Source organism: Clostridium sp. D5 (genome assembly GCF_000190355.1).
Taxonomy (GTDB): domain Bacteria; phylum Bacillota; class Clostridia; order Lachnospirales; family Lachnospiraceae; genus Faecalicatena; species Faecalicatena fissicatena_A.
The window spans coordinates 76,130-101,584 of record NZ_GL870817.1; the positions used below are offsets into that span (position 1 = coordinate 76,130).

The following is a 25,455-nucleotide window of genomic DNA, read 5'->3' on the forward strand; positions in this document are numbered from 1 at the left end:
GGCATAGGGTATTTAATTATAAATAGCAGTATACCTTATTTTATAGATTGCTGCAAACCTGTAAGCAGGGTATAGAATACGGGATGATCCGGAAAAACGGCGGAAAAGGAGAGGTTTAATGGATAGGAATCTTTTATGTGGTCTGGTAGATGAGAAACAGGATATTTTTGCTGAAATCAGTGATAAAATCTGGGAGTATGCTGAGCCGGCTTTCTATGAAAAAAAATCAATGGAGGTACAGGTTCAGTGTCTGGAAAAGGAAGGTTTCCAGGTGAGTAAAAACATTGCGGACATTCCGACGGCTTTTAAAGCAAGCTATGGTTCGGGAAAGCCGGTTATTGCATTTTTGGGTGAATATGATGCACTTCCGATGCTGTCTCAGAAAGCGGACAGCACGGTAAAGGAGGAACTGGCAGAAGCGGGGTTTGGGCATGGATGCGGACATCACCTTCTGGGAACCGGGTCCATGCAGGCTGCTGTTGCAGTAAAAGATTATATGGAAAAGACAAAGCTGCGGGGGACAGTCGTATATTTTGGCTGTCCTGCGGAAGAAGGAGAGGCCGGAAAAGCATTTATGGTAAAAGAACATGCCTTTGAAGGGTGTGATATCTGTCTGACATGGCATCCGTTTTCTTTTAATGTCTGTTCCATGTCATCCCTGGCAAATGCACGCATCCGGTATACCTTTACAGGAGTGAGTTCGCATGCAGCAACATCGCCTCATCTGGGGCGGAGCGCACTGGATGCCGTAGAACTTATGAATGTAGGCTGTAATTACCTCAGGGAACATATCCCGCCGGATTGTCGAATTCACTATGCGATTACCAACACAGGAGGTACAGCACCGAATGTGATACCTGCAAAAGCAGAAGTTCTGTATGCCATCAGAGCACCGAAAATGTCTGATACTGCAGAACTCTGCAGGAGAGTAAATAAAGTGGCCCGCGGTGCGGCAGAAATGACGGAAACAGAGGTGGAGACGGATATTCATTGCGCCTATGCAGACCTGATTCAGAATAAGGCACTGAACAGGCTTGTCTATCAGAACATGAACGACTTTGAGATCCTTTATACCCATGAGGAATATGAATATGCCCGAAGGTTCAGGGCCATGTCGGATGAGAATGAGATTGCACGTACAAAGGCCCTGGCCGCCGGATTTATTGGCGAAAAGGCGGAGGAAGCATTTTCATCACCTATCGCAAATTTTGTGATTCCCCCGGTAAATATAAAGCAGGGCTCTAATGACGTGGGAGATGTAAGCCAGTGCATTCCAACCGCCTGTTTCAGCGCGGTGTGCTACGCAATGGGAACCTCGCCTCATTCCTGGCAGGCTGTTGCACAGGGGAAAAGTTCGCTGGCACATAAAGGGATGTTCTTTGCAGCCAGAGTGCTTGCGGCTACAGCGATTCAAATAATGGAGGAACCCAGGCTGGCAGAAGATGCCAGGGCGGATTTTATAAAAACTATGGCTGGCAAAACATATGAAAGCTTAATTCCGAAAGGTATAAAGCCGGCAATATTGCGAGGGTAACGGTATATTTTTAAACTGACCGGCATGCAGAAAAACAGTCCTGTCCGGTGGTATTGATCAGGAGGCAAAGTATGAGTGAAATCTATTCTTTTATATCAAACAGTGTTCCAATGGCCGTTTTATGCGGTATAGTCATTATTTTTGTTATGGTGCAGTCTGCTTTGTTTTTCCGAGCTGCCTGGAGACGCTCGGAGGAAATTGGCATATCTAAGGCAGACAGAAAGAAAATTGTTAAGAGCAGTGCTTTATTTTCCATTGTACCGTCCCTGCCGATTATTATCAGCTATGTTATTCTAATGCCGGCCCTGGGCAGATTTTTTCCGTGGCTGAGACTGAGTGTCATCGGTTCGGCAACCTATGAGACAATGGCCGCCAACATGGCGGTTACGGCGGCCGGGTACGACAGCATATCCGGAGGAGACTTTCCTGCTGAAACATATGTCATGATCATGTGGGCGGTAACACTGGGAATTATGCTGTCAAGCCTGGCAGTACTGATTCTGAAAAAGTACGATAAGAAAATGCAGACGATCAGTGCGGGAAATAAAGCGCTGGGGACAATGATTACTTCGGTCATGTTTCTTGGCATGATGGCTACATTTTCCGCGCCGTATATTGTGGATTATAAAAATGTTGTTGCAATTCTTACAATCTTAATATCTGCCGGTACGATGTTCCTGCTGGAATATTTGTCCGGAAAATGGAAAACTTTGAAAGAGTTTTCGTTTGCAGTCAGCATGATCGCCGGAATGGCCGGTGCATGTGTCATATCAAATGTAATGGGAGGAATATAAAATGCAGAGTTATGATCAGTTTAATAACAAAATACATAAAATGGGTATTCTGACAACTTTGGCGGTTGGCATCCTGTTTATAACTGTCCCTTTGGGGATTACGATTATATTTGGCATAAAGCTGGACTGGAAACAGGTATTTACGGTTTCGGCTCCGATTGCGGTTATATTCGGGATCACCGGGCTCTGTGAGAAATTGTCCATGGCCCCTGTCATTGGCCCCGGGGCAGTCTACCTGGCATCTTCCACGGGAAATGTCCAAAATATGAAGCTGCCGGCTGCTCTGAACGCTATGCGTGTTGTGGAGTGTGAAGAGGGGAGCGAGAAGGGGCGCGTTGTTTCGATCATTGCAGTTGCCACTTCTGCCTTTGTAACTACATTCATTGTGTTTTTAGGTATGCTGTTTTTAGCTCCCCTTGTTGCTCCGCTGTTGTCCAACCCCGTGATATCACCGGCATTTGATAATATGTTCCCGGCACTGCTCGGTCCCATGGTACTGCCTGTACTGGTGAAGAATTTTAAAGCAGCAATTCTGCCCTTTGGACTTGCAATTATCTTTGCGGTGGTCCTTGGATCCAGATACAGTCAGCTGCAGAGCATCGTGATGGTTGCAGTAATTCTTTTATCGATTGGAGTAATGAAGCTGATTATGACCAGAAAAAAGACCGCAGATGAGCAGGCAGAGGGATAAAAGATAACAGAAGACAGATAACTGATAAATGAGTAATAGTTTTTCGTTTTAAATAAAAAGAATACGATAAAGAAAGAGGGATGCCGGCGGAAGGCTTCCCTTTTTCTGGTAAGTGGATTTATAAGCAGGTATGTGTTAAAATACAGTCATGAAAAGAACAGAAAGATTAAGTGCAGTATCAGGTGCATAAATATAGAAAAGAAACGAAAAGGGAGGTGTTCTTTTGTGAGGATAACCAGCCTGAGAATCAGGAATTTTAAATATATTCGGAACATGTACATTGAGGATATCGATAACGCCCTGATACTGGTAGGACAGAATAATACAGGGAAGACGGCTGTACTGGACGCCATCCGTGCGGTGGGAGGCTCCTATCAGATTCAGCCGGAAGACTTTCAGGAGAATAATTCGAATATTGAGGTGTTTGTTTCCCTGGAATTTCTGGAAGAAGACCTGGTACGTCTCCAGAAAAACGGGGTGGTCAGTCAGTACAGACGCTTTGAGGCGTGGAAGGAGGATTTCAGGAAAAAGCTGCCCTCTTTCGACGATAAGGGGGTTCTGACCTTTGAGTTTATCGCTAATAAAGATGGACGTATACGTTTTAATGACGGTGTAAAAAAGAATAATGCCTATATTAAGGAAGTGTTTCCGCAGATATACTACATGGACACCCAGCGGGATCTGAATCAGCTGCAGGGAGATCTGCTGATGCTGCAGGAAGATGCACTTCTGAAAAGAATGCGCTCGGACTGCTGCATTTTTGATCAGGCAAAGATCTGCAATCACTGCTTTGCGTGCATCGGTCTGATCAACCAGAAAAAACCGGAGGAACTTAACGCTTTTGAGACGGCAAAGCTGCTGGATTATAAACTTTACCAACTTAATCTCAATGACTTCGCGCGGAAAGTGAACGAGAATTTCCGGAAAAATGGAGGGCAGGAGGAGATCATTTACTCTATGAACCGCGACGTGGAACGGATGCTTCTCGTGACCGCAGAGATACGCGGCAGGGAGAAAAATACGAACTGGCCAGTCTCCCGGATGGGGAAGGGGATGCGCAGTGTCTATATGCTGTCTCTTCTGGAAACTTACACGGAGGGGGAAGACCGGGTTCCAAGTATCATCATGGTGGAGGAGCCGGAGATTTTTCTTCACCCCAGGCTGCAGAAGGTGTCGGGGGAGATATTGTACCGCCTGTCCAGGAAAAATCAGGTAATGTTCTCCACTCATTCTCCGAATCTGCTTCCAAACTTCAGCAGCAGACAGATCCGGCAGGTCGTGCTGGATGAGGATGGCTGTTCGGCTATCCGGGAGCAGACGGATATCAGTGCGATTCTGGAAGATCTGGGGTACACGGCCAATGACCTGATGAACGTCAATTTTGTATTTATCGTGGAGGGGAAGCAGGATAAAAGCCGGCTGCCCCTGCTGATAAAAAAATATTATTCTGAGACATATGATGAGGAGGGCAATCTCTCCAGAATCGCCATTGTTACGACGAACAGCTGCACGAATATCAAGACTTATGCGAATCTGAAGTATATGAACCAAATTTATCTGAAGGATCAGTTCCTGATGATCCGGGACGGGGACGGGCAGGATCCGGAAAAGCTGAAGAGGCAGCTCTGCCGTTATTATGAAGAGCGAAATACGGAGGACGTGGATAAGCTGCCCCGGGTCACACCCCGGAATGTGCTGATTCTGCATTACTATTCCTTTGAAAATTATTTCCTGAATCCAAAGATCATGGCAGAGCTTGGCATTATAGAGACCGAGGAGGCATTCTATGAGATATTTTTGGAAAAATGGAAAGAATACCTCTATAGAATCCGAAGCGGAAGGAAGCTCGTGGAGGTGCTTGGAAGAGAGTTTGAGACTGTGGAGGACGTGAAAATGCATATGGAGGAAATCAGGGTATATATGCGGGGCCACAATCTGTATGATATTTTTTACGGGAGATACAGGGAGCAGGAACAGGAGCTGCTGACAAAGTATATTGAGCTTGCGCCAAGAGAAGAATTCCGGGATATCCTGGATTCCATTGACCAGTTTATTTATTTTGAGAGCAGAAAGAAAAACACAATTTAGTAATGAAGTTGTTGGGATATATACTGAGAGAAAGGATAACAGAAGGTAACAGTTCAGACTTGTCTGAACTGTTACAACAGGAGGAAGAAAATATGCTGAAATGTTTTTATATAGTAGAAAAAATTGACGGAGATTACGCAATGCTTAAAAGATCCGATGAGACAGATCCGACGGCAGAGCCCAAGATGGTGGCGCGGGCGCTTCTCCCTCCGGAAATACAGGAAGGAAGCCGATTGCTGTACGAATATCTGCAGTACAGTATAGTGGAGCAGATATAAGCGGTAATGATTTTAGGCGGAGGTACGCGGGCAGATTCGCGCGATGTCCAAAAAGACTTTTGGGAGGCAGTATGAGAAATACGGATGCATGGAAAGAATGGTTTGAACAAAATGAGCAGGAGATGTTAAAAACAGCGGATGATATTTTCCGCCATCCGGAATTGTCCGGTCAGGAGTTCTATTCTTCCAGGCGGCTGGCTGATTTTCTGGAAAAAGAGGGGTTTTCTATCCATTGGAATATCGCAGGGTTTGAAACAGCGTTTATTGCACAGTGGGGCAGCGGTAAGCCCATATTGGGATTCCTGGCGGAGTACGATGCTCTGCCGGGGCTTGGGCAGGAACCAGTCTGTGAATACCGGTCAGACGGCGGCCCGGGACATGGCTGCGGGCACAATCTTCTGGGAACGGCCTGTGCCGCTGCCGCCTGTGCGCTGAAGGCGCAGATGGAAAGAGAGGGCGTGCAGGGGACCATCCGGGTGTACGGCTGTCCGGCAGAAGAGATAGTGATCGGCAAAATCAAAATGAATGCGGAAGGTGTCTTTGACGATCTGTCTGCCGCTATTACCTGGCATCCTTTTGACAGAAACCGGGTCAGTTTCGATATCTGGCAGGCTCAGGATGTGAAGAATTATAAGTTTTACGGTACGGCGGCCCACGCTGCCAAACATCCGGAAATGGGGCGCTCGGCCCTGGATGCCGCGGAACTGATGAATGTGGGGGTTAATTATCTGCGGGAGCATGTGGCGGATGATGTGCGGATGCACTATACCTATACCAACACAGACGGGCCTGCAAACATTGTGCCTGACTATGCGTCTACCAATTACTTTATCCGTTCCAGTAAAAGGGACCGGACAGAGGATGCCTCCCGCAGGGTGGATGACTGCGCGCGGGGCGCAGCCCTGATGACAGGGACAAGGGTCGAGATCGAACTTGTGACTTCAAACAGGGAGATGAAGGTGAACAGAACACTGGCAGAAATTTTTTATCAGGCTATGGAGCAGATCCCTCTCCCGGAACATACGGAGGAGGAGCTCGAGTTCGCCCAGAAGATAAGCGAGGCGGCAGGCCTTGAAAATGACGGTGTTTATTTTACCGGGCTGGAGCCTCTGGAGGACGAACCGGTAATTCTGTCGATTGGAACCGATGTGTCAGATGTCAGCCATACGGTGCCGACGGTCATGCTCAGCGCGGCCGTCATGTGCAAAGGGACGCCTCTCCATCATTGGTCTGCCACCGCCCAGGCGGGGATGAGCATCGGGCAGAAGGGGATGTTGTATGTGGCATCCTGCATGGCACTGGGGGGCTGGATGCTGATGAAAGAACCGGAAAAGCTGGAGAAGGTATGGCAGGATTTTGCAGATAAGAAGACCGGAAAAAAACAGGTACTATAAAAACAAAAAAGTAGAAAAAGCAGAAGGAGGGAGCACCATGGGAATAGCTGCTGGTGGGCTGGGTTATGTGCGTGATACGGCAAGGGTTATGAGGGAAGACTGCAGGGCAACGGAGGTGCACCAGGTGTACCATCTTGCTGAGACAGCCAGAAAATATCTGAAAAATGTATTTGTGGGGAATTGTTAAATGAAAATAATAGTAGATGCAGATGCCTGCCCTGTGATCGGGATTGTGGAAGCAGAAGCGCGGCAGAATGAGATTCCGGTCACCCTGGTCTGTGACACGGCGCACCTGTTCGATTCAGCATACAGCAGGGTTGTAACGGTGGAAAAGGGTGCGGATTCGGCTGATTTTAAAATAGTTACACTGGCGGTAAAAGGCGATATTGTAGTGACTCAGGATTACGGTGTGGCATCCATGTGCCTTGGCAAAGGTGTTTTCCCGATTCATCAGAGCGGAAAATGGTATACCACGGAAAACATCGATCAGATGATGTTTGAGCGGCACATTGCCAAAGAGGTGAGAAGAAAATCCAGGAAGAACCATCTCAAAGGGCCCAAGAAACGGACACCGGAAGATGACGAGCATTTCCGGGAGTCATTGAGGCGGCTGATCGCAAAAGTAAGGAAAGAGGCGGAAGAATCGGTATGAAGCTGTATGATATTACAAGGGAATTGTTTGGCACGGAGGTATATCCTGGAGACCCTGCGCCGGAGTATGAACGCCTGCTGGAGGTAAGAAACGGGGATGCGTGTAATCTGACTTATCTGAAAATGTGCGCCCATAATGGAACCCATATGGATGCTCCCAGACATTTTCTGGACGAGGGAAAGGCCATTGATGAGCTTCCCCTGGAACAGGTAATGGGAAAATGCAGCGTTGTGGAATTTGACGGCATTCTGGACGGGAAGCAGGCGGGGCGGATGATAGACGGGAAAGAAAAGAAGGTGTTATGGAAAGGCCGTGTTGTCTTTACAGAGGCGGCGGCAGAGGTTTTTGCAGAGGCCGGGATGGAGCTGGCCGGAGTGGAAAGCCAGACCGTGGGGCCGCCGGATGCACCGGCCGGGGTGCACAGGATCCTGCTGGGAGCCGGCATGGCGATACTGGAAGGGCTGAATCTGGAGAAGGTAGAGTGCGGAAACTACTTTCTGTGTGCCCAGCCACTGAAACTGGGGGGATGCGACGGGGCTCCGTGCCGGGCGGTTCTGATAGCGGAAATTTGATACAGCGGGAGTTGGAGAGGAGAAAAGTATGAGAAAAGCGCAGATTATCAGTCTGGCAGTACTGATCATTACGCTGCTTATAATGGGGATTAATATATTTGTGAGCCCTCTTTCCGACTGGATTGTGAGGATAGACGGTATTATTATGCTGTTTGCCCTGGCAGCTGTTTCTTACTGCACGGTGAAGATTAGCAGAGGAAACGAATAAATTTCCTGGGGCAAGAGGGGTCAGACCCCTATGGCAAGGGGGTCAGACCCCTTTTAACTTTTTCAAAAATACGTATTCTGTCTCCGAGGAAAGCTCTGGATGAAAACGATAATCCAGCCTGTCGAAGCTGCGTATATCTTCGGCATCTTCAATGATATGTTCTGACATCCACCGAACCATTTCTCCGCGGGCCATCTTGGCCTGCGTTCCTTTCATTTTCACCCTTCCGTTTACTTTCTCGCCGAATATGCATGTCACCTGAGAGTGGGGCGGTTTAACAAAGGGCAGAATGGTTTTACTGTATTCGGCAGAGGCCAGGTTAAGAATCTGGATGGGACCCGAGTCGCTGCTGTGTCCGGTCAGTTCGGTATAGAGTCTGTTGTTCCAGAACTGATAGAGGCCGCTTGTGGTTTGGGTTTTCAGCCGGGCCTGCATTTCAAGACGGTAGGGGATGACTCGGTCGGTTGGCTTCAGGATTCCGTAAAATCCGGACAAGACCCGCAGATGGGCGGAGACATAGTCCCACTGTGTATCGGAGAAAACCTGAGGTGCCATATACTGGTACTGGATTCCCTCGTAAGCCAGAAGGGCAGGTGTGGAGGCGTGATCCGGGGAATATGCGTGAAGGCGCTCATAATTCTGTGCGGCGAGTTTATCGCTGCACTGCCACAGGGTCTGCAGCTCTTCGAGGGGCATTTTCTTCAGAAGCGTATGCAGATATTTTGTCTCGTTCAGGAATACCGGCTCTGTGAGCTGGAAGGAATATTCGTCTATGAGATTCATTTTCTTAGCCGGGGAAACTATGATTTTTAACATTGCTTTCTCCTCTTAAAGTATTATGTGCGCCATGTTATTCCGTTCTTGAAGCGCTCCACGGGCAGGTTTTTCGTTATACCTTATTCTGCGGCTTGGCTGCAGATCCGCCCGCAAGACATGAATTACGGTGTGCCCTTTGGGTATGAATTTTCTGGAAGCTTTGGAACAGCAGGGAATGCAGGTGCGGGCTCATCCTCTATGTATTCCAGAATATCTCCAGGCTGGCAGTGCAGTTCCTTGCAGATGGCATCCAGGGTAGAAAAACGGATGGCTTTTACCTTGCCGGTTTTCATGTTGGAAAGGTTAACATTGGTGATACCTACCTTGACTGCGAGTTCCTTGAGAGATATTTTTCTGTCTGCCATTACCCGGTCCAGTCTTAAAATAATTGCCATATATATTTCTCCTATAATGTCTCGTCCACTTCCTGCTGCAGGTGGCATCCTCTTTCGAAGATATCAGCCAGCAGTATCGTAATGACTCCTGATAATATCCAGTGAAATTCCCAGGGATTCTCAAAGTTTAGATTGTGAAGATTGATAATATTCATACTTGCCTGGAAAATGAGCTTACTGAGCAGTCCCATGAACAGCATGATGAGTCCGATTCTCTTGATACAGGCGGTTGTCTCTGCTGTAAAGGGAGAGTGAGAATGTGACAGTGATGTTAACAGTCTTCTTCCGGTCAGCATAATAAAGAGCAATGGCAGGGAATGAACCAGGAATTCCACAATGCAGAATGAGATGAGAAATAACCTGGAATTTGTAACATTACTGTTAAAACAAAGTTCTTTGAAGGAGATATCCATAGTTCCCAACAGACCCTGGGCGAAGTATGAATTCCCTGTGTTTACAAGATTGATTGAGGCATCGGGAAGGATGCCAAAATAAAAAGAGTGTACGAGCAGCCAAACGGCCTGAAGGGCAATTCCGATGAAAACAATGTAGAACAGGAATCTGGTAATCTCCAGGTGCTGTGGTTTATAAGCGGCAGTGGCGGTATTTTCATTCATTAGTGTGCTCCTTTCTGCTTGCAGAGTGGGATGATAAGAAAAATTCTTTTGTTGATTAGATTATATGATGGGTATTATGGGATGTCAATAATAAATTAATGAAAAACGATAATAAATTAAAATTTTTCGATAATTAGAATTGAGGGGTGAGATAGCCTGTATAATCTCAGAATAATTCTGGGCTGAAGATATTTTCCATAGGGTGAATAAGTCTTTCGCAGGAGGAATGTCCGTGGTACAATAATGCTATTGAATTTTATGGGAGGCTGTAAGCTATGAAAAAGATTATACTTGGCTCGGCATCACCCCGGCGCAGAGAGCTGATGGCGCAGATCGGGCTGGAGTTTGAGGTGGTTGTAAGTAATAAAGAAGAGCATTATGAGAGTACAATACCGGAAGAGATTGTGAAAGAACTGGCGTTGATGAAAGCGGAGAATGTGACATCAGAACTGGAAGCCAAGCGCCAACTGAAGGATATGGTCATAATTGGGGCAGACACAATAGTGGTTTTGGATGATCAGATATTGGGAAAACCAAGGGATGAAGAAGAAGCCTTTGAGATGCTGACAAACCTGCAGGGCAGAGCTCATCAGGTGTTTACGGGGACGGCAATACTGAGTTACGATGAGACAGGAGAACGGCTGGTTCAAAATCAGGCATCCGAGACAAAAGTGTATGTACATGAAATGAATCGGGATGAGATTCTTTCCTATATAAAAAGCGGTGAGCCGATGGATAAGGCTGGTGCATACGGTATACAGGGAGCATTTGCGGCTTATATTGACAGGATAGAGGGGGATTACTATAACGTAGTCGGACTTCCGGTCTCCTATTTGTATCAGCAGTTAAAGAATATTTGAGAATTTAGGTTAGAAAAGGAGAGGATAACACTTGAAAAAGCGTGAGGCGTCAAACTGCGAATATTGTATGAATTATGAATATGATGAAGATTACGAGTGCTATGTCTGTATGCAGAATCTGGATGAAGACGAGATGGTGCGGTTTGTAAAAGGAGATTTTCATGAATGTCCATATTACAGACATGGCGATGAGTACAAGATTGTAAGAAAACAGATGTGACAAGGAAATGGAAAAGTTTCTAATGAAAGAGTGAGCTCAAAGGGGTCAGACCCCTTTGCTGCCCCCTCTACTCCAAAGCGCACCGCCGTTTTCACGGAGCCATTTCTGGCAGGCTTTGTAATTGGGAAGTATAGCTTCCACGATGGCATAAAATGCGCGGGAATGGTTCATCTCTTTCCGATGTGCCAGCTCGTGGACAACGATATAATCCACAACTTCTTCCGGAGCAAAGATCAGCCTCCAGTTGTAGTTGAGATTTCCTTTGCTGGAGCAGCTGCCCCAGCGGGTTTTCTGTTCGCGGATGGAGATGCGTCCGTAGGAGACGTGCATGATGGATGCATAGTAGGAGGTCTTCTGTGCGAAGATATCCCTTGCAATCTTGATATAGTGGTTTCGCTCCCCTGCAGTCAGCGGCTGTGAGGACGGCTGGGGATGCTGCTTTGCTTTATCCACGTACTTGAGAACCCAGGCCTCTTTTTCTTTGAGGAAGCGGTCGATGGATGATTTGGGGCAGTTCTGGGGGGCGCGGACTTTGACGCTGCCTTCGGCAGTGATCTGTATGGCCAGCGTTTTACGGCTGCTGTATATAATTTCATATGTAAACGGATGTTTCACGATTATCACCTCCAGAACAGTTTAGCAGGGAAAGCATAAGAGATCAAGACAGAATAGAAGGATGAAAGGAGTCTTTAATATATTGGATCAGCAGAAGATTTTAATAGTAGAAGATGACCTTGCCCTTGCAGAAGGGCTTCGGATGAATATGGAGATGGCAGGTTTTCAGGCTTCGGCGGTTTATAATGTACGGGATGCCTTTATGCAGCTGGAAGCAGAACAGGCGGACCTGCTTCTGCTGGATATCAATCTTCCGGACGGGAATGGGGTTGATTTCGCGGAAAAGGTGCGCCGTATGCTGAATATCCCCATTATTTTCCTGACCGCAAGGGATATGGATGAGGACATGATAGCCGGTTTCCGGGCAGGGGCGGATGATTATATAATAAAGCCGTTCCATATCCAGGTGCTGGTGGAGCGCGTGCGGGCCGTGCTCCGAAGATATCAGCCGTCAATGGAAGTGAAAAATCAGATACAGACGGGCCATCTGCAGATCGACTTTGAAAGCTATACCGTATTAAAAAGCGGAAAACCGCTGTCATTGACGCCTACGGAATTTAAACTCCTGGAGAAGTTCTGCAGAAATCCCGGAATTGTTTTGACCAGACAGGTGCTGATTGATGAGCTGTGGGATAATGAAGGCAATTATGTGGATGAACATACTCTGACGATATTTGTAAGCCGGCTGAGATCAAAGATCGCAGATAATGAATTTACCTACATCAAGACCGTGTACGGAACGGGATATCGCTGGACAGGAGCCGAAAATGGATAAATGGACAATCGTCGCCGCTGCGGCTGCCGCAGTCATCAGTGCGATGTGCACTGGATTGCTTTTATGGATAAATATGCGGAAAAAATATATTGCTTTTGTGGAAGACATCTGTAAATCTATAGATACGATTCTAAGGGGCGATTCCGTGGAAAGCTTTATACTTGAAGACGAAACTCTGATTTCCCGGGTACAGATGAGATTGAAACGGCTTGCGGATATTACAGAAGCTGCCGCCATGGAAAACGAGGAACAGAAAAAGGAAGTGCAGAGCATTGTATCCGATATTTCCCACCAGCTGAAGACCCCCATTGCAAACATAACCATGTATTGTGATACGGCCCGCCAGAAAGAACTGCCTGAAGCAACCCGGGAACAGTGCCTGGAGGTAATGGGCAGGCAGGTGGGGAAGCTGGAGTTCCTGATCCAGTCCCTGGTGAAAATGTCCCGTCTTGAAACCAATATGATTACCATCACCCCCGGGAACAACTGTCTCAGAAATACGCTGTATGAAGTGGCAGAAAGCGTGAGAGTAAAGGCAGAGCAAAAAGGTCTGGAAATAGAAGTAGAATGTCCAAAAGAAATTTATTTGTACTACGATGCGAAGTGGACGGCTGAGGCGATATTCAATATTGTGGATAACTCCGTAAAATATACGGAGGCAGGTGGAAAAATCCGGATTTCGGCCGAACCACTGGAAATATATACGAAAATTGTGGTGGAAGACAATGGGAGTGGAATTGCACCGGAGCATATCAATGATGTGTGCAAGCGCTTTTTCAGGGAAGAAAAAGCCAGCAGTACGGAGGGCGTTGGCATCGGCCTGTATCTTACCAGAGAAATCATAATGAAACAAAATGGATATTTGAAAATACAGTCTCACGAGGGGGCTGGAACCAAAGTGGCGCTCTATATACTAAACATGGTTAACGCGGACTGACCTCCGGTGAGAATAATGATGCAGCCCCGGATATACAACCAGGAAGATTAGACCGCTTTTACCGAGCTGTTCATATTATACAACTAACAGACTTTTTCCTAAAAACTTAAAACTCATCTTTACAATGCAGAACCTCCCTGATTTGTGCTGCATCGATCTCTTTGCGCCCAAAATCCCTTCGAATGTGTCCTCCCTCTAATATCAATACCCTGTAGAGAGTAATTGAAAAACTACAAAATTCTTACGTTTTTTGAGAGGTTTTTGAAACATTTGCCTGTTATGCTTAGTTCAGATCAAAAAACGGTGTTCAAAGGAGTGTATAAAATGAGTATACTGAAAACGGAGAATTTGAAAAAGTATTATGGAAAAGAACCAAATGTTGTGCGTGCGCTGGACGGCGTATCCCTGGAAATAGAAGAAGGCGAGTTTGTAGCGGTGGTAGGTACCTCTGGAAGCGGTAAGTCCACCCTGCTGAATATGATAGGCGGTCTGGATGTTCCCTCTGAGGGGAAAGTCATCATTGCGGGCAAAGACCTGTCCGGAATGGACGACGACCGACTGACTATTTTCCGCCGCAGGAGAATAGGCTTCGTATTCCAGAATTACAATCTGATTCCCATACTGAATGTGTATGAGAATATTGTGCTCCCTGTATCTCTGGACGGAGAAAAGCCGGATGTGACTTACTTAAAGAAGATCACTTCTCTTTTGGGACTGGAAGAAAGACTGACAGAGATGCCAAACAATCTTTCCGGAGGCCAGCAGCAGAGGGTGGCAATTGCCAGAGCACTCGCATCAAAGCCGGCAATTATACTGGCGGACGAACCTACCGGGAATCTGGATTCCAAAACCAGCCAGGATGTGCTTGGGCTGATCAAAATGACGAGCCGGCAATTCCATCAGACAGTTGTTATGATCACCCATAATGAGGAAATCGCACAGCTTGCCGACAGGACAATCCGCATCGAAGACGGGAAAATCAGGGAAAGCAGGTGGAATGCATGAGCCGTAAGACATCAGGAAAAATTGCTGTAAATAACAACGGCAGGACGGTGAGAAGTCTGGCTGCCAGCAGCATCAAAAGCAGCAAAATGCGTAACTTCTTTATCGTAGTTACCATCATCCTCTCTGTCAGCCTGCTCATGGTCATGTCCTTGTTTTACGCCGGTATGGATACGGAAAAGGCGCGCCAGGTTGAAAAGATGCAGCATGTTGTTTATTACAAGCTGGACAGGCAGCAGCTGGAGAACCTTTCAAAAGATAAACGGACGGAATATGTCCTGGGGATGAAGAGCGGACAGGGTATGGAAGTGGACGGAAAAATGGTCCAGCCCGTGGCATACGACAGCGAGCCGCTGAAAGCAGACGGGGTAGAGATCGAAACGGTAACCCCGGTTAAGGGAAAAGAACCGGAAGCGGTGAATGAAGCAATGCTGTCGGATGCACATTGTAAAGCTCTGGGTCTGAAGGGAGAACCGGGCGAAAAGGTATCCTTTACCTTTTTAGACGGAACAACCGAAGAATTTGTTTTATCTGGAGTCTTCCATTTGGATGGCGTACCCAAAGTATATACGATTATCCTTTCTCAAAAATATGCAGAACAGGGATCTCAGCTGAAAGATGTGACATATGACGGGATCGTGCGCATTCATGATGCAAGAAAAATGAATCAGCAGAAATTTTTAGATACGATCCGTACTATGGCGTCAGACTACGGTATTGCAAGAAAATATGTCAATGAAAATAATTTTTATCTGGATACTTTATCCGGGGGCGAACTGCAGGCCCAGCAAAACATGCTGCTGGTCGGTGTTGGGATTGGAATCCTGTTTGTCAGTATCCTGGTAATCTACAGTGTATTTTATCTTGCGGTGGTTGGCAGAATCCGGCAGTTTGGGCAGCTTCGGACCATCGGAATGACCAGGAATCAGATACGCAGAATGGTCCGCTATGAGGGATTGATTTTATGCGGAATCGGAATACCTGTGGGTCTTTTGATTGGCGGCGTGATCGGTTATTTCCTGAAACCGGGAGGATGGAGCTGGAAAAACACACTGATTATCGGATGCGTCGTAATTGTAGCAGACATTATCACTGTACTGATATCCATCAGAAAACCGGCGGCTATAGCCTCCTCCATCTCACCTGTGGAAGCAAGTAAATTCTCCGGGGTTGAACCGGAAAAAGAAAAGAAAGGTAAAAAGAAGGAGAAAAGCGGACAGAAGGGTGGAAAAGCAGGTGCCAGTAAAAAGTTGTACAGAAACCTTACGCCCATGAATCTGGCTTCCATGAACCGCACCAGAAACAAGAAAAAAACTGCGTTGACAATGGCCTCACTCGGCATCGGCGGTGTTTTGTATATGCTGGCAGCATGTTTCATCACATGCACCAGTCTGGAGGATTATGCGAGACAGGGTCCTTACCGGAATGGAGAATTTGTGATTGACCTTTCCTATAATGTGTCTAAGACAGCAGAACACGGGCAGACATCCATCCAGGAAGACAATCCGATAAATGAGGATCTGATCCGGCAGATCGGGGCAATTGACGGAGTTGAGAACGTTGGGGTATACCAGGAACTGCAGACCCGCTGGGAATCGCATGATGAAGCAGATCAAGACCGCATCGTGTCCTTTGCTAAGGCTGAGGCGGATAAATTGAAAACGATGGTGGAAGAAGGTGACATTGATTATGACGGCATGATGCAGGAAGATCAGGTATTGATACAATATAATGGATTAAATAAAGAAATCTATGGCTGGGAGTATGCTGTTGGAGACAAGGTGAAACTTTCCTGGTATGACGGCAGGAACGAAGAAGAGAGAGAATTCACAGTCGTGGGAATCCTGGATACAAATGACTATATAAAATACAGTAATAATTATGGAGCTTTTATTCTGCCGGAAGAAAAACTGAACCAGATGGCAAACGGCCTGAATCTAAACTGCCAGATGGTGGTGAAAGTTGACCGTGAAAAAGAAGCACAGATAGAAAAACAGCTGAATGCAGTGATGGATGAAAATCCTCAGCTTACAATGGGAACCCTCAAAGAAGAACTGGCAGAGGGCGAGAGAAGTTTTTCCATCCTGTTCTCGGTTATGCTGGGGTTAAGCCTGTTCATTGTAGCATTCAGCATCCTCAACATGGTGAATACATTAATCACGAACATTCTGACAAGAAAACATGAATTTGCCATGCTGCAGTCCGTGGGAATGACAACAAAACAGCTCTCCCGTATGATTCAGATGGAAGGCCTGATGTTAACGGCGGGAAATCTGGTTATCACCCTGATTTTCGGATCAGCGGCGGGATATGCTATGGTCCGCATCATGCAGTACTTTGGAGCAGACTATATGAGCTTCCGGTTCCCGGGGTGGCTGTTCCTTGGGTATGCAGTATTTACGGCAATCGTACCGGTGGTTGTAGCAGCGATTATGATACGCGGATTCCAGAAAGAAGCGCTGGTGGATCGGTTGAGGTAAGGGGGGCGGGCGTACGCATGCTTGAAATGATCCGGCCGCCTGTCAGGTACCGGGAAAGCTCCGGTCCGTATATGGTGCGCGGGAAACCGCCGGGGGAAAAAAGATGGTGTCTGGATGTGACCCGCTTACGGGGAAGTCCTAACGCATAAGGAACCGCCCATGAGGGCACGTGCAACATGCAGCGGGAAAGCTTGATGCTTTCCCGCATTAGGTTGTACTGAAAAGTGATTTGGGAAAATCACTTTTCATCCCTCATGGGCGGCTCCTTCTGCGTAAGGACTTCCAGCCGTGCGCTCTACACATCCAGACACCATCTTCTTTTCCCCGGCGGCTTCCCGCGCACCATATGCGGACCAGAGCTTTCCCGGTACCTGACAGGCGGCCAGATCATTTCAAGCATGCTGGGGACTTAAGGCGGGAGGATCGCTTGGGGATGCTGCGGGAGAAGCGGATGGGACATAGGAAAATTGGATATTTGAAAGAGATGGTCAGTAATAATATTACGATGTGATTGTTGGACTCGTGGGATTAACAGGAATTATGCTGGGACGAATGGGAGAGCAAATGTTTGTGGGTAAATGGAGGCGGGGTGTGTTAGAATGGAGGCAATAGGTGGTTATCGTTGGATAAGCTGCAGAGGAGGTGCTATATGAGGAGGAGAATGCAGAGGATTTGAGGAAGCAATTGGTGCTGCTTCGGGGGATGGATGATGAATGGGAGAACGGGGATTAGCCAGGATGTAAATTGAGGATGGAGGAGTGAGATGGATACTGCTTTGCTGCTGAGAATGAAGTTTGATCGCGGGGAAAGGCCTGACGATCTGGAGATTGAGAATTTGCTGGTGCATTCGAAGGTGATACGGAAACTTACGAGGGACTATGAGGACAATGCATTTTTTAATCTTTTCCGGCTGATATGTCTGTCGGAAATCCCTTATGTAGAACGGCTGTCTTATACGCAGAGGGTGCTTTGCTATATTTCTGAGCATTTAGCCCTGCCCGAGGGATTTTCCTATACCGGGAAGGTGGATTATATTGTACCCTGTTATAATGCCATGCTGCTGGAAGCATATACAAGAATGGGAAGGGCGGGAGACGGGGAAGTGCAGAACGCGCTGAACTGGATCAAACAATATCAGGTTTTTGAACGTAATCAGTCAACGGCATGGAAATACGATGGAATATGCAGGCATGGCGGATGTATGAATGCAACTCCCTGTTATATTGGGATCGGAAAAACCGTAAGAGCCCTGATAACATACGCTGAATTTACCGGACATACTGATAAAGAAGCAGAAGCCTTAATTGAAAAAGGTACGGAATATATGCTCCGTCACCACCTTTACCAGCGGCTATCCAACCAGGAACCAATCAGCGCCCACATAACCGATATCATGTTTCCGCAGGCTTATATGTTAACTTTAGTCGATTTGGTTTATATTGCGGGCAGACAAAACCTATGGAAAGACCCGCGTACCCTGCCCCTGAAAACTTTGCTGGATAGCAAAGCCTGCGGTAATAACAGATGGAAGATCAGCTACATATACAGCCATAAGGGCTACAAAACTTTCGACGGAAGACAGAAAGAATCAGAATGGATTAACTATCTGTTTGGAACCAGCTGGACGGAAGCGGACAGAAACTGACAATTTTGTATATTCCATATTTACTAAACGGAAAAAACTGCTCTCCAAGATATCGCTTGCATTTCTGTAAGTTTCTACATATAATGAGGAAATGTATAGATAGGCTGTTAGTGGTGCACACTGGAGAATGATTCTGAAGGGATGATGGTAATATGAGGGATAAGGATAAGAAGGAAAAACACCGTTTCCGTAATATGTGGAAGGCGTTAAGTATGGAGCTGCGGGAGCATAAAAGTTCTTTTGCAGTATTTTTCGTACTGCGTCTTCTTGTGATTGTGATGATGATTCTGCAGATTTTTAACAGGAATTATGAGAATGTTTTTCTGTGCATCCTGACGCTGCTGCTTCTGGTTATGCCGAGCCTTGTGCAGGTGACCATGAAGATAGAATTGCCCACAACGCTTGAGATTATCATTCTGGTATTCGTATTTGCAGCGGAAATCCTGGGAGAGATACGGGAGTTTTATATTGTGTTTCCTTTCTGGGATACCGTCCTGCACACGCTAAATGGATTCCTTGCGGCGGCAATCGGATTTTCAATGGTGGATCTCCTCAACCGCAGTGAGCGAATGGTATTTAAGCTGTCTCCGTTGTTTACCGCCATCGTAGCATTCTGTTTCTCCATGACCATCGGGGTAATATGGGAATTCTTTGAATTTGGAATGGATCAGATACTGGGATTTGATATGCAGAAGGATACAATTCTTCATACCATCCGCTCCGTTATGCTGGACCCGGCGGGCGGAAATAATGTGGCACAGATCGGAAATATAACAAACGTAGTCGTAAATGGAAAAGACCTTGGTCTGGGTGGTTATCTGGATATCGGCCTGATCGATACAATGAAAGACCTTATGGTAAACTTTGTGGGTGCTGTGATATTTTCCATTATCGGTTACTTCTATGTCAAAAACAGGGGAAAAGGACGCGTTGCAAGACGGTTTATACCCAGAAAAAAGAAAGCGGAAAAGGACTTCCTAAAAATCGTGGAAGCAGAAGAAGAAAAAGAAGAAAAAAAGTAGGGATGCCCCGGTGGACAGGACTGGGTGAGGGGTTCTGTAAAAATGAAAGAGGAAAAACCCGGGTCTGTCTTGAAAGAACATCCCATTGAATCAGGATATGAGATTTAAAAACATGTTGGTAAGTGTTAAGTTTTGTTAATGATTCCAACAACGATACAGGCTTTGAGAGATTTCTCTCGAAGCCTCATTTAATATAGGGATATATTTTGATAGTTCTGCTTCATCCTGGATACCGATTATGCCGCTGAATGACAGTGCTGCAATGATATTACCTTCATTATCGCGGACGGGAACAGAAATACAGTAGGCAAAATCAGAAGACTCTTTATTATCAAGGGCATACCCTTGCTTTGCCACTGTGCGCAGTTCCTGCCAGAAGGCATTAGGATCGGTAATAGTATTAGCGGTAAGCGGTATCATCTCACAGGAGTTAATAATATTATCTACCAGGCTGATTGGAAGTTCTGACAGTAAAATTTTCCCTCCTGCACTGGCATAAAAGGGTAACTTAGAATGCAGGGGAGGTATATAGTCCACCAGACGGTTCGAACGGGATTGCTGAAGAATATAGCAATCCTTATTTTCACGTACAATCAGATTCATTGCCTGAGAAGTTTCCTCGGTATACCGCTCCATAACAAAAGCAGCAACATCCTTAAGTGCAAGATATAAATTGTTTTTTTCCACCAGGAAGGAAAGCTTTTCACCGGCAATATAACGGTCATCACTAAACTGGAATACCCATCCTGATTTCTCCAGTGTTTTAAGGATACGGTGAGTAGTAGAAGGCGTAAAATCGCATCTTTTAGCAATTTCGTTAACACCCAGCCGAGTGTGGGTGGTTCTAAGAAGATCCAGGACAATTAAAGCCCGTTCTACCATAACAATTACATCATTTTTTTCTTCCAAAATACAACAACTCCTTTATTCCCGCGAGCAACGAGCCAAAGCCAGATTTGCCTGATTTTGGCGGCTACCGCCGGGGTTTTAAATACTCTGCAGCCCGCTGCGCTGCAAATTTGATGCCCCGTAGCTTACTGTGGGGCTTTGTCTTAATGTTACCAGGAGGGATACCGGCCCTTTCTGGCAGGCTACAGCAGCTATTAGAAATTAATGAAACGGATATTTTGCGTTCTAACATATAATGAAGATCCATTTTGTTATATCAACTATATGAAATGGACATTCCGAATTAAATGTATATATTGACTATAACAATAGTGTGAAGTTTTGTCAATGCTGAAATCAAAATGGCACAGAAAATGATATATCTATTATAAGAGCCACTGGATATAGGGAAAGTTAATATTGAATCGATGGAGTAAAGAAAAAGACAGAGTTTCAACAGTCGTTGAGTGACTCTTGTTTAATCGGGCTCCGCAATGATCTCTGCTCTATACTTGTATCGTTTAATCAGTATAAAGGAATCTTCATCTATATCTATTGTTATTACTGAAATGAATAAACGGAATAAGTATTCTGAAATCGTGGCGGATAAAAGTATTGTAAGATTCAAAAATGAAAGAATGCAGTGCATATTGCACAAAATAAAGAGTATAAATTAGGCATAATTAACGAAAAACAAGAAGGCACAAATAAACATATTGACAAATAATAAGCAAGAGGTTAAAGTGAAAACAGGAATTGGAATAATTATTCCGAATAAAAAATAAAAGGAGAAATATTATGGGAAACAGAGCGAAACTTGAAGGAATTTACATTCCGGTGGTAACACCTTTCAACAAAGACGAGTCAATTAATTTTAATGCGATTAAGGAATTAACAAAGTTCCTTGCAGGGAATGGTGTCAGCGGAATTATCCCTTCTGGATCTACAGGAGAAATCACAGCGCTTACAGTAGAAGAGCAGATTGCGGTTAATAAAGCATATATCGAAGCTGGACATGACAACGATATAAAAGTAATTGCATCTACGGGAGCTTATCGTACATGTGACGTTGTTACAATGTCTCAGGCTGCTGAATCTGACGGCGCAGATGGTATCATGGCTGTTACACCTTGGTACATGGCTCCAAACGAGAAAGAACTGTTCGAACATTTCAAGGCTGTTCACGATTCCATCAAACTTCCGGTTATGATGTATCACAATCCATACTATTCTACCTGTTTGATGAGCGATAAATTTATGGCTAAACTGTATAATGAAGGATGCATTGATGCAGTTAAAGAACGTCAGGCAGATGTTTATCGTCAGCAGAACCTTCGTCGTTTAACGGATGACAACTTCTCTATTTTCTATGGGTATGATGTGTGTCCGGTTGAAACATTATCTTGCTGGAGTGATGGCTGGGTATGTGGTACAGGCAACTTATTCCCGAAAGAAAACTCAGATGTTTATAAACTTGCAAAAGCGAAAAAGACAGCAGAAGCTATGGAAGCTCACGAGAAAGAAATCTGGCCATACTTACATCTGTTCTCAGAGGCAGATTCTAATGGCAATGTTCTGTGGCTTCAGATTATTAAAGAAGGTCTTAAACTTCGTGGTGTTGACGCAGGTTACTCTCGTAAGCCGGTTCTCAATGAATTACCGGAAGAGACAATGAAACGTCTGAAAGATACTTTGAAGTTCTATGGATATCTTGCATAAATGACATCTTTCGTACAGGCCTGAAGAAGTAAAAGTTTATGTTATGGTGCCTACATATGCCGGCATCATAACATAAACTTTTTTATGCCTCAATCCGGATATTTGTGATGTCTCTGCTTCCCGGGTATCTTGAAACAGTATGCAGCGGCCAGAATAAAACATCTGATTTCCATGGTCTTACAATGGGAATGGCCAATTGGTAAAGCCAGGGCTATATAAAAATTAAAAAATGCCGATGACTCGGCATTTTTGTGTATTCATATATAATTGATCGAATCATTCCCTGGCTGTATACCTGGAAAATATAGGCTCCAGCAGCCATGAGGCGATAAAGCAATACAGAGCCGGTATGGCGATGATAAAAACGGGGTAGAGATATGAAAATATAACAGCGGTTGCGAGGAGCAGTACAAGCAGGAAGGTTACATAGAAATAACGAACGCTTATGTAAAGTGTGAGACGCAGTATCTGTGTATTTTTAAAATAAAATCTGGACAGCAGCGGATATGCGTATGGAATCATCCAGGCTGCCATCAGGAATAGACCGATGCCTATGAATGCTCCGGCTGATGCATTGTGCATGTCCGGCCAGTCAGCCGGAAGGTTCAGCAGCAATACTGTGCAGGCCATCCCGCAGTAACCAAGGAATATCAGGTTGAGGTACATCCCCTGCCAGAAATTTTCTTTGATCGAGTGAAAAAAAGCAGTCCATACAGGCTCTCCGCTGTCTCGCCGTACTGATTTTACAACTGCATAGTACAGCGCTGTAGATGAGGGGCCGATCGTGATGATCGGCAGACAACAGACAGCCCAAAGAATGCTGGCGGCGACTATCTGGCCTATGATATCCAGAAAGCGCCATATGAAGTTTGTGTGAGCTTTGTCCAATCGGTTTCCTCCTTTTTGATGCGGCATATTGATCGGGGACAGTTGAAAACGCAGAGCAATAAAAGGAATTCCATATGGCTGATACAATATGAATGCCTACTTACCCCAGCACTGATACAGGTTACGGGTAATCTCCTGGGATGCTTCCTGCAGTATCGGCAGACAGGGGAGCAACTCATCCGGATCCTGTATTCCGATAAATCCACTGAAGGATAAAGCGGCAATTATGGCTCCTTCGCAGTCGCGTACCGGAACAGAAATACAGCTTCCGTTTTCGGAAGATTCTCTGTGATCAAAAGCGTAGCCTTTTTTTGCTGCCATGCGGACTTCCTGCCAAAATTCATCCGGATCGATAATGGTATAAGGTGTCATCGGCTCCATATCGCAGGACTCCAGAAGCTTATCAACCAGGCTGATTGGAAGCTCTGACATAAGAATCTTGCCACCTGCGCATGCATAGAAGGGGAGCTCCGAGTACAAAGGCGGGACATAGTTAACAAGGCTTTTAGTGAGCGACTGCTGCAGAATATAGCAGCGGCTGCCCTCACGGACAACCAGGTTCATTGCCTGCCTGTTTTCTTCTGTGCAGCGGCTCATTGTTAATTCTGCCACTTCTTTCAATGCCAGATAGAGATTGTTTTTTTCGATAACAAAGCTGATCTTTTGGCCGGTGATGTAACGCCCGTCCATACACTGGTATACCCAGCCATTCACTTCTAGAGTTTTTAAAATTCGAAAGGCGGTTGATGGATTGAGTTCGCAATTTTTTGCGATTTCATTCACTCCCAGCGGTGAGCGCTCTTTGCGCAGGATGTCCAGTACCTCCAGGGCCCGATCCACCATTTTGATGGTTTCTACATTTTGTTTTTCCAAGACGTAGACCTCCTTACTCTTTGATTTTATACCTTGTTCTGCAGCTTGGCTGCAGACCTGCCCGTAGGGCGTGAGTTACGGGGTGCCCTTTGGGTGTGATTGGAATATATATTTCGGATTTAGATAAAGCGGATATATTACATTTATACCATTTAAAAAATGGGATGTCAATAAGTTGAACCAAAATATAAAAATAAACGGGAATGCATATTTCATAAAGCGGAAAATGGCGGTTTTTGCACAGCGACGGCCCATAATTCAGGTATTGTTAATAGTTTGACAATATTTGCGTTAGTACCGTGAAAATCAAAATAAATAGTATTTAAAACGGAAAGAGTCGAATATTATCTGAAAATATTATGAGATGATTAGAAAATGAAAAATGTGGTTGACAGACGGGTGGAATCGTTGTATATTAAAAATACGGAATGGCTATTTCGAAAAAAATCTGTATAACAGACAACGAGATGGCACGGAAAGATTTAAAACACCAAAATACTGCATATTACATAACGGAATGGTTGTTTTTAAATCTGATCAATAGTAGAAAAGGAGAACGAAAAGTATGGCAAGAGAAAAACTGAACGGCATCTACATCCCAATGGTAACACCTTTTAATGCAGACGAATCCATTAACTTCAATGGAATCAAAGAATGCACAGACTTTCTGGTAGACAGCGGAGTTACAGGTGTTATCCCTTCCGGCAGTACAGGCGAAATGGTTGCTATGACCCCTGACGAGCAGATCGCAGTAAACGAAGCAACAGTGAAAGCCGCAGACGGAAGATTCAAAGTTGTATGCTCTACCGGAGCATACCGCACAAAAGACGTTATTAAAATGTCAAAAGCGGCTGAGGCAGCCGGTGCTGACGGCGTTATGGCAGTAACACCATGGTACATGGCTCCGAACGAGAACGAATTGCTGAAACACTACGAAGCAATCCGCAAAGAAATCAGTATCCCGATCATGGTTTATCACAATCCTTACTATTCAACATGCCTGATGAGTGATGAATTTATGGCTAAGCTGTACAACGAAGGATTTATCGACGCTGTGAAAGAACGTCAGGCTGATGTTTACAGACAACAGGATCTGAGATATCTTACAGATGATAATTTTGCTATTTTCTATGGCTACGATGTTTGCCCTGTTGAGAGCGTAAGCTGCTGGGCAGATGGATGGGTATGCGGTACAGGCAACCTCTTCCCAAAAGAAAATACAGAAGTGTTCAACCTTGCAAAAGAAAGAAAGATGGAAGAAGCTATGGCAGCGCACTTTGCAAAGATTCGTCCTTACCTTCCATTATTCACAAAACCTACCGCAGATGGAATGCCGACACCTTGGCTTCAGATTATTAAAGAAGGCCTTAAACTTCGTGGTGTTGATGCAGGTTACTGCCGTAAACCGGTAATTTCAGAGCTTCCGGCTGATGTTATGGAAACCCTTAAAACAGTTCTGAAAGAATATGGATACCTGGCTTAAGAATCTAAT

At 45.5% G+C, this 25,455-nt stretch carries 27 protein-coding genes; 20 read left to right on the forward strand and 7 right to left on the reverse strand.

What is annotated here, in order from left to right; all coding sequences use genetic code 11:
- The first annotated feature begins 118 nt into the window (after positions 1 to 118).
- From HMPREF0240_RS17830 to HMPREF0240_RS17870, 10 genes are all read left to right on the forward strand, one after another.
- Positions 119 to 1,534 (forward strand): amidohydrolase, encoded by a 1,416-nt coding sequence (locus HMPREF0240_RS17830; RefSeq protein WP_009004812.1) that lies wholly within the window; start codon positions 119 to 121, stop codon positions 1,532 to 1,534.
- Positions 1,535 to 1,605: 71 nt separating this feature from the next.
- Positions 1,606 to 2,328 carry a DUF5058 family protein gene (locus HMPREF0240_RS17835; protein WP_009004813.1) on the forward strand — a complete coding sequence of 241 codons (723 nt, stop codon included), beginning with the start codon at positions 1,606 to 1,608 and terminating at the stop codon, positions 2,326 to 2,328.
- 1 nt (position 2,329) lies between these two features.
- Positions 2,330 to 3,019, forward strand: a complete 690-nt coding sequence (locus HMPREF0240_RS17840; RefSeq protein WP_009004814.1) for a hypothetical protein — start codon at positions 2,330 to 2,332, stop codon at positions 3,017 to 3,019.
- Between the two features lie 225 nt (positions 3,020 to 3,244).
- Complete coding sequence (locus HMPREF0240_RS17845; protein WP_009004815.1) at positions 3,245 to 5,107, forward strand: AAA family ATPase; 1,863 nt, start codon at positions 3,245 to 3,247, stop codon at positions 5,105 to 5,107.
- Between the two features lie 92 nt (positions 5,108 to 5,199).
- Complete coding sequence (locus tag HMPREF0240_RS17850) at positions 5,200 to 5,385, forward strand: hypothetical protein (protein WP_009004816.1); 186 nt, start codon at positions 5,200 to 5,202, stop codon at positions 5,383 to 5,385.
- 71 nt (positions 5,386 to 5,456) lie between these two features.
- Positions 5,457 to 6,779, forward strand: coding sequence for an amidohydrolase (locus HMPREF0240_RS17855; protein ID WP_009004817.1), 1,323 nt, complete (start codon positions 5,457 to 5,459; stop codon positions 6,777 to 6,779).
- 37 nt (positions 6,780 to 6,816) lie between these two features.
- Positions 6,817 to 6,966, forward strand: coding sequence for a hypothetical protein (locus HMPREF0240_RS24725; protein WP_009004818.1), 150 nt, complete (start codon positions 6,817 to 6,819; stop codon positions 6,964 to 6,966).
- Entirely contained in the window at positions 6,967 to 7,431 is a 465-nt protein-coding gene (locus HMPREF0240_RS17860; protein ID WP_009004819.1) for a YaiI/YqxD family protein, read from the forward strand.
- The gene (locus tag HMPREF0240_RS17865; protein WP_009004820.1) at positions 7,428 to 8,003 is read left to right on the forward strand and encodes a cyclase family protein; all 576 of its coding nucleotides are present in this window, start codon (positions 7,428 to 7,430) and stop codon (positions 8,001 to 8,003) included. Before HMPREF0240_RS17860 ends, HMPREF0240_RS17865 begins: the two co-directional genes overlap by 4 nt.
- Positions 8,004 to 8,031: 28 nt before the next feature.
- The gene (locus HMPREF0240_RS17870) at positions 8,032 to 8,211 is read left to right on the forward strand and encodes a hypothetical protein (RefSeq protein WP_009004821.1); all 180 of its coding nucleotides are present in this window, start codon (positions 8,032 to 8,034) and stop codon (positions 8,209 to 8,211) included.
- A 42-nt stretch (positions 8,212 to 8,253) separates the two neighbouring features.
- Here HMPREF0240_RS17870 and yaaA read toward each other — a convergent pair whose 3' ends face one another.
- The 3 genes from yaaA to HMPREF0240_RS17885 all read right to left on the reverse strand — a co-directional run bounded on the left by yaaA (position 8,254) and on the right by HMPREF0240_RS17885 (position 10,039).
- A complete protein-coding gene (gene yaaA / locus HMPREF0240_RS17875; RefSeq protein WP_009004822.1) occupies positions 8,254 to 9,027 on the reverse strand; it encodes a peroxide stress protein YaaA in 774 nt (257 codons plus the stop codon).
- Between the two features lie 122 nt (positions 9,028 to 9,149).
- Positions 9,150 to 9,422, reverse strand: a complete 273-nt coding sequence (locus tag HMPREF0240_RS17880; protein ID WP_009004823.1) for a helix-turn-helix transcriptional regulator — start codon at positions 9,420 to 9,422, stop codon at positions 9,150 to 9,152.
- Between the two features lie 11 nt (positions 9,423 to 9,433).
- Entirely contained in the window at positions 9,434 to 10,039 is a 606-nt protein-coding gene (locus HMPREF0240_RS17885; protein WP_035314066.1) for a DUF2975 domain-containing protein, read from the reverse strand.
- A gap of 275 nt (positions 10,040 to 10,314) precedes the next feature.
- Here HMPREF0240_RS17885 and HMPREF0240_RS17890 point away from each other — a divergent pair, with 275 nt between their 5' ends.
- Both HMPREF0240_RS17890 and HMPREF0240_RS17895 read left to right on the forward strand, forming a co-directional pair.
- Positions 10,315 to 10,899, forward strand: coding sequence for a Maf family protein (locus HMPREF0240_RS17890; RefSeq protein ID WP_009004825.1), 585 nt, complete (start codon positions 10,315 to 10,317; stop codon positions 10,897 to 10,899).
- A gap of 31 nt (positions 10,900 to 10,930) precedes the next feature.
- Positions 10,931 to 11,119, forward strand: coding sequence for a DUF6472 family protein (locus HMPREF0240_RS17895; protein WP_009004826.1), 189 nt, complete (start codon positions 10,931 to 10,933; stop codon positions 11,117 to 11,119).
- Between the two features lie 45 nt (positions 11,120 to 11,164).
- Here the strand turns inward: HMPREF0240_RS17895 and HMPREF0240_RS17900 are convergent, their stop codons facing one another.
- Positions 11,165 to 11,734 carry a SprT family zinc-dependent metalloprotease gene (locus HMPREF0240_RS17900; RefSeq protein ID WP_009004827.1) on the reverse strand — a complete coding sequence of 190 codons (570 nt, stop codon included), beginning with the start codon at positions 11,732 to 11,734 and terminating at the stop codon, positions 11,165 to 11,167.
- Between the two features lie 82 nt (positions 11,735 to 11,816).
- Between HMPREF0240_RS17900 and HMPREF0240_RS17905 the strand changes: the two genes are divergently transcribed.
- The 6 genes from HMPREF0240_RS17905 (at position 11,817) to HMPREF0240_RS17930 (ending at position 19,595) form a co-directional block, all read left to right on the forward strand.
- On the forward strand, positions 11,817 to 12,509 hold the full coding sequence (locus HMPREF0240_RS17905) for a response regulator transcription factor (protein ID WP_009004828.1): 693 nt from the start codon (positions 11,817 to 11,819) through the stop codon (positions 12,507 to 12,509).
- Positions 12,502 to 13,446 carry a HAMP domain-containing sensor histidine kinase gene (locus tag HMPREF0240_RS17910; protein WP_009004829.1) on the forward strand — a complete coding sequence of 315 codons (945 nt, stop codon included), beginning with the start codon at positions 12,502 to 12,504 and terminating at the stop codon, positions 13,444 to 13,446. The genes HMPREF0240_RS17905 and HMPREF0240_RS17910 overlap by 8 nt, the downstream gene beginning before the upstream one ends.
- 324 nt (positions 13,447 to 13,770) lie before the next feature.
- Positions 13,771 to 14,451, forward strand: a complete 681-nt coding sequence (locus HMPREF0240_RS17915; RefSeq protein ID WP_009004830.1) for an ABC transporter ATP-binding protein — start codon at positions 13,771 to 13,773, stop codon at positions 14,449 to 14,451.
- Complete coding sequence (locus tag HMPREF0240_RS17920; RefSeq protein WP_009004831.1) at positions 14,448 to 16,928, forward strand: FtsX-like permease family protein; 2,481 nt, start codon at positions 14,448 to 14,450, stop codon at positions 16,926 to 16,928. Before HMPREF0240_RS17915 ends, HMPREF0240_RS17920 begins: the two co-directional genes overlap by 4 nt.
- A gap of 763 nt (positions 16,929 to 17,691) precedes the next feature.
- Positions 17,692 to 18,573, forward strand: coding sequence for a hypothetical protein (locus HMPREF0240_RS17925; RefSeq protein ID WP_009004832.1), 882 nt, complete (start codon positions 17,692 to 17,694; stop codon positions 18,571 to 18,573).
- Between the two features lie 152 nt (positions 18,574 to 18,725).
- Positions 18,726 to 19,595: a hypothetical protein gene (locus HMPREF0240_RS17930; RefSeq protein ID WP_009004833.1), complete on the forward strand. Its 870-nt coding sequence runs from the start codon at positions 18,726 to 18,728 to the stop codon at positions 19,593 to 19,595.
- 135 nt (positions 19,596 to 19,730) lie between these two features.
- Here the strand turns inward: HMPREF0240_RS17930 and HMPREF0240_RS17935 are convergent, their stop codons facing one another.
- On the reverse strand, positions 19,731 to 20,504 hold the full coding sequence (locus tag HMPREF0240_RS17935) for an IclR family transcriptional regulator (protein WP_009004834.1): 774 nt from the start codon (positions 20,502 to 20,504) through the stop codon (positions 19,731 to 19,733).
- A 777-nt stretch (positions 20,505 to 21,281) separates the two neighbouring features.
- On the opposite strand from HMPREF0240_RS17935, the gene HMPREF0240_RS17940 reads away from it, so the two are divergent.
- Positions 21,282 to 22,202 carry a dihydrodipicolinate synthase family protein gene (locus tag HMPREF0240_RS17940; protein WP_009004836.1) on the forward strand — a complete coding sequence of 307 codons (921 nt, stop codon included), beginning with the start codon at positions 21,282 to 21,284 and terminating at the stop codon, positions 22,200 to 22,202.
- A 276-nt stretch (positions 22,203 to 22,478) separates the two neighbouring features.
- Here HMPREF0240_RS17940 and HMPREF0240_RS23570 read toward each other — a convergent pair whose 3' ends face one another.
- Entirely contained in the window at positions 22,479 to 23,090 is a 612-nt protein-coding gene (locus tag HMPREF0240_RS23570) for a YesL family protein (RefSeq protein ID WP_050794569.1), read from the reverse strand.
- A gap of 96 nt (positions 23,091 to 23,186) precedes the next feature.
- Positions 23,187 to 23,963, reverse strand: coding sequence for an IclR family transcriptional regulator (locus tag HMPREF0240_RS17950; protein ID WP_009004838.1), 777 nt, complete (start codon positions 23,961 to 23,963; stop codon positions 23,187 to 23,189).
- Between the two features lie 565 nt (positions 23,964 to 24,528).
- On the opposite strand from HMPREF0240_RS17950, the gene HMPREF0240_RS17955 reads away from it, so the two are divergent.
- Complete coding sequence (locus HMPREF0240_RS17955; protein ID WP_009004839.1) at positions 24,529 to 25,446, forward strand: dihydrodipicolinate synthase family protein; 918 nt, start codon at positions 24,529 to 24,531, stop codon at positions 25,444 to 25,446.
- The last annotated feature ends 9 nt before the right edge of the window (positions 25,447 to 25,455 follow it).

Bases quoted from the DNA above. Each gene is read 5' to 3' on its own strand.
- HMPREF0240_RS17830 (WP_009004812.1), top strand. From the start codon at position 119: ATGGATAGGAATCTTTTATGTGGTCTGGTAGATGAGAAACAGGATATT.
- HMPREF0240_RS17835 (WP_009004813.1), top strand. From the start codon at position 1,606: ATGAGTGAAATCTATTCTTTTATATCAAACAGTGTTCCAATGGCCGTT.
- HMPREF0240_RS17840 (WP_009004814.1), top strand. From the start codon at position 2,330: ATGCAGAGTTATGATCAGTTTAATAACAAAATACATAAAATGGGTATT.
- HMPREF0240_RS17850 (WP_009004816.1), top strand. From the start codon at position 5,200: ATGCTGAAATGTTTTTATATAGTAGAAAAAATTGACGGAGATTACGCA.
- HMPREF0240_RS17855 (WP_009004817.1), top strand. From the start codon at position 5,457: ATGAGAAATACGGATGCATGGAAAGAATGGTTTGAACAAAATGAGCAG.
- HMPREF0240_RS24725 (WP_009004818.1), top strand. From the start codon at position 6,817: ATGGGAATAGCTGCTGGTGGGCTGGGTTATGTGCGTGATACGGCAAGG.
- HMPREF0240_RS17860 (WP_009004819.1), top strand. From the start codon at position 6,967: ATGAAAATAATAGTAGATGCAGATGCCTGCCCTGTGATCGGGATTGTG.
- HMPREF0240_RS17865 (WP_009004820.1), top strand. From the start codon at position 7,428: ATGAAGCTGTATGATATTACAAGGGAATTGTTTGGCACGGAGGTATAT.
- HMPREF0240_RS17870 (WP_009004821.1), top strand. From the start codon at position 8,032: ATGAGAAAAGCGCAGATTATCAGTCTGGCAGTACTGATCATTACGCTG.
- yaaA (WP_009004822.1), bottom strand. From the start codon at position 9,027: ATGTTAAAAATCATAGTTTCCCCGGCTAAGAAAATGAATCTCATAGAC.
- HMPREF0240_RS17880 (WP_009004823.1), bottom strand. From the start codon at position 9,422: ATGGCAATTATTTTAAGACTGGACCGGGTAATGGCAGACAGAAAAATA.
- HMPREF0240_RS17885 (WP_035314066.1), bottom strand. From the start codon at position 10,039: ATGAATGAAAATACCGCCACTGCCGCTTATAAACCACAGCACCTGGAG.
- HMPREF0240_RS17890 (WP_009004825.1), top strand. From the start codon at position 10,315: ATGAAAAAGATTATACTTGGCTCGGCATCACCCCGGCGCAGAGAGCTG.
- HMPREF0240_RS17910 (WP_009004829.1), top strand. From the start codon at position 12,502: ATGGATAAATGGACAATCGTCGCCGCTGCGGCTGCCGCAGTCATCAGT.
- HMPREF0240_RS17915 (WP_009004830.1), top strand. From the start codon at position 13,771: ATGAGTATACTGAAAACGGAGAATTTGAAAAAGTATTATGGAAAAGAA.
- HMPREF0240_RS17920 (WP_009004831.1), top strand. From the start codon at position 14,448: ATGAGCCGTAAGACATCAGGAAAAATTGCTGTAAATAACAACGGCAGG.
- HMPREF0240_RS17925 (WP_009004832.1), top strand. From the start codon at position 17,692: ATGGATACTGCTTTGCTGCTGAGAATGAAGTTTGATCGCGGGGAAAGG.
- HMPREF0240_RS17930 (WP_009004833.1), top strand. From the start codon at position 18,726: ATGAGGGATAAGGATAAGAAGGAAAAACACCGTTTCCGTAATATGTGG.
- HMPREF0240_RS17940 (WP_009004836.1), top strand. From the start codon at position 21,282: ATGGGAAACAGAGCGAAACTTGAAGGAATTTACATTCCGGTGGTAACA.
- HMPREF0240_RS17955 (WP_009004839.1), top strand. From the start codon at position 24,529: ATGGCAAGAGAAAAACTGAACGGCATCTACATCCCAATGGTAACACCT.